At 65.0% G+C, this 3576-nt stretch carries 3 protein-coding genes; all 3 read left to right on the forward strand.

The genetic code is table 11. The features are described 5' to 3' along the window. A partial coding sequence (locus LPZ50_RS23115; protein ID WP_230665186.1) for a YadA-like family protein occupies positions 1–2475 on the forward strand: 2475 nt, incomplete at its 5' end. 29 nt (positions 2476–2504) lie between these two features. Beyond that, the gene (locus tag LPZ50_RS23120; RefSeq protein WP_230665188.1) at positions 2505–3284 is read left to right on the forward strand and encodes an OmpA family protein; all 780 of its coding nucleotides are present in this window, start codon (positions 2505–2507) and stop codon (positions 3282–3284) included. 79 nt (positions 3285–3363) lie between these two features. Continuing rightward, positions 3364–3576 (forward strand): hypothetical protein (locus LPZ50_RS23125; RefSeq protein WP_230665190.1); only part of this gene is annotated, 213 nt, incomplete at its 3' end.

Below are 3576 nucleotides of genomic sequence, written 5' to 3' on the forward strand. Positions count from 1 at the left end.
GCGAACAAGCCGCTGACCTTCACGGCCGACAGCGGCGCGGACCTGGACCGCAAGCTGGGCGAGAAGGTGGGCATCAACGGCGCCGACGGCAACATCACCACCCAGACCACGGCGAACGGCGTGCAGATCGCGCTGGCCAAGAACCTGGACCTGGGCCCGACCGGTAGCATCAAGACGGGGGACACCCTGGTGAGCAATGCCGGTATTACCGTGGGCCCGAACGTGATGCTGGGCAACACCGGCCTGATCATCAACAATGGCCCGAGTGTCACCAGCGGTGGCATAGACGCCGGCGGCAAGACCATCACCAACCTGGCCGCCGGTATCAACGGCACCGATGCGGTCAACTTGGACCAGCTCAAGGGTGTGGAAAACGTCGCGAACGCCGGCTGGAACCTGACGGCCGAAGGCGGCAACCTGTCGAACGTGGCGCCGGGCGCCAGGGTCGACCTGGCCTCCAGCGATGGCAACATCGTCATCACCAAAGGCGCGACCGATGCCGACGTGAAGTTCGCCCTGGCCGACCAGGTCAACGTCTCGAATGTCTCGGTCAGCAACAACCTGAGCGTGGGCGGTACGACCAACTTGGGCAACAACACACTGGTGGTCAAGCAAGGTGAAATCACGGTCGGCGGCAACACCACCGTGAACATGGGCGGCAACAAGGTCACCAACATCGCCCGGGGCGAGGCGGGTACTGATGCCGTGAACGTCGACCAACTGACCGAGCTGGCCAACAAACCGCTGACTTTCACGGCGGATGCGGGCCCCGCGCTGGAGCGCAAGCTGGGCGAAGCGGTGGCCATCAATGGCGCGGATGCCAACATCACCACCGCCATGACGGCGGGCGGCGTGCAGATCGCGCTGGCCCGCAACCTCGACCTGGGGCCCGACGGCAGCATCAATATGGGTGACACCATGCTGGCCGGCGATGGCCTGACTATTGTCGGCGGCCCCAGCGTGACCCGGGGCGGCATCGATGCCGGCGGCAAGAGCATTCTCAATGTGGCGGCCGGGGTCAACGATACCGACGCCGTCAACGTCAGCCAGCTCAAGGGTGTGGAAACCGTGGCGCGCGCCGGATGGCAGTTGTCGGTCAATGGCAATGCCGCCGCCGACCAGAGCCAGGTCAAGCCGGGCGACGTGGTGGACTTCTCCAACGACGACGGCAACGTGGCCATCGCCAAGAATGGCAACGACGTCAAGGTGAACCTGAACCGCGATCTCGATGTGGATTCGGTGACCGCGGGCGACACGGTGCTGAACCAGGACGGCGTGAAGGTCGGCAACGACGTGCAGCTTACCGCCTCCGGCCTGGGAGTCGGTTCCAATGTGTTCGTCGGCAGCGACGGCCTGCGTGCCGGCAATGTGATCATTTCGGCCAGCACTGGCATCAACGCGGGCGGCTTCAAGATCACCAATGTAGCCGCCGGCACGGATCCCACCGACGCAGTGAATGTCAGCCAGCTGCGCGACGTGGAGCAGAACGTCTCCAATCTGGACGACCGCGCCGTGAAGTATGACGGCAAGAAGGGCGATCCGAAGAACGCCATTACGCTCGAAGGCGACAAGTCGACCGACGGCGGCAAGACCGGAGGAACGAAGATCACCAACCTGGCCCAGGGCGAGATCTCCGCTACCAGCACCGACGCCGTCAACGGCGCACAGTTGCACGAGCAGGGCACGCAAGTCGCCGACGCGCTGGGCGGCAACTCGAAGTATGTCGACGGCAAGCTGGTTACCGAACTGAACGTGGGCGACAAGACCTACAACAACGTCAACGATGCGTTGAACGGCGTCAACACTGACCTGACCAACAAGATCGACCAGGTCGAGCAGACCGCCAATGCCGGGTGGCAGATCGAGGCCAACGGCGACGGCGCCAGCAAGGTTGCGCCAGGCAGCAAGGTCGAGTTCACCAATGGCGACAACGTCCAGATCACCCGCGAAACCTCGGCGGATGGCAACAACACCATCAAGGTAAGCGTGGCGCAGGACATCAAGGTGAATTCCGTGACGGCCAACGAGGTCAAGGCCAACACGGTCAAGGCCAAGGAAGTCGTGGTGGAGAACGGTCCGACCATCAACCAGAACGGCATCGACATGAACAACAGGAAGATCATCAACCTGGGCGCCGGCACCGCGCCCACCGACGCGGTCAATGTCGGCCAACTGGAAGCGGCCACCAGCGGCTTGCAGAACCAGGTCAACCAGGTCCGTGGCGACCTGAGCCGCCTGAACAACAAGCTGAGCGCCGGTGTGGCCTCGGCGATGGCGACGGCGGGCTTGCCGCAAGCTTACCTGCCGGGCAAGAGCATGGCGGCGATGGCTGGCGGCACCTACAACGGTGAGTCTGGTTTCGCGCTGGGCGTCTCGACGGTTTCCGACAACGGCAACTGGGTGCTGAAGCTCTCGGGCAACAGCAACTCGCGGGGCGATTACGGCGGCGCCGTGGGCGTCGGGTACCAGTGGTAAGCCAGATTCTCGAATTCAAAGGACCATCCATGAAAACCGTTACATTCCGCCTGCGCCGGTTAGCCCCGCTGGCCGTGGCCTTGCTGCTGGCTGGTTGCGGCACGCTGAGCGACGTGAGCCGCGAAGGCACGACCGACCAGCCGGTGTTTCCCGACCCCGGGAAGGTCTCGCTGGCGACCGGCACCTTTCCGAACCTGGACAGCCTGGCCCAGGTGCAGCAAGGCGTCACCCGCGACCAGGTCTACGACTTGATCGGCCGCCCGCACTTTGCCGAAGGTTTCCAGGTGCGGGAATGGGACTACCTGTTCCACTTCCGCACGCCGGCCGGCATTCGCACTTGCCAATTCAAGGTGCTGTTCGATGGGGACAAGATTGCCCGCAGTTTCTTCTGGGCGCCCGCCGATTGCCGCCCCGGCGCCAAGCCGGCCGCGGCTGCGCCGCAGAAATACACGCTGGGCAGCGATGTTTCGTTCGGCTTCGGCAGCGCCACGCTGACCGTCGCGGGACAGGCGCGCGTTGCCGAGATCGCCGCGGAACTGCGCCGCACCCAGACGATCGAGCAGTTGGAAATCGCCGGCCACACCGACCGCATCGGCAGCGATGCCGCCAATGACGCGCTGTCGCAGCGGCGCGCGCAAGCCGTGCGGGAAGCTTTCATCGCCAACGGCATTCCGGCGGATGGCGTGCGCGCCGTGGGCTATGGCAAGCGCCAGCCGCTGGTGCAGTGCGACCAGGCCAAGCGCGCCGAGCTGGTCGCTTGCCTGGCGCCCAACCGCCGCGTGGATATCCAGGCGAGCGGCACGCGTTGATTACGAGGCGTGCTCCGGTACGCCCGCAGCGCCGGGTTTGCCGGCACGGCGCCTTATCTATTCTCAAGGACGTTCAACAATGAAGACAGCAACCCGTATGCGCCTGATACGCCGCTGCGTGGCCGCGGCCAGCCTGGCAGCCCTGGCGGCCTGCCAGCAGACCGCGCCCGGGCGTGCCAATGCCGACGCGGCCGACCATGCGGGCGACGCAGTCGACGAGTTCGACGGAATCCGGGTTCAGCGACTTCCACACCCTGCGTTCCTCGTCCAGGAAATTCCGCAGCCCCAGCTC

Origin of the sequence: Bordetella petrii, from assembly GCF_020991325.1 — a bacterium.
GTDB classification, from domain to species: Bacteria; Pseudomonadota; Gammaproteobacteria; order Burkholderiales; family Burkholderiaceae_B; genus Bordetella_A; species Bordetella_A petrii_E.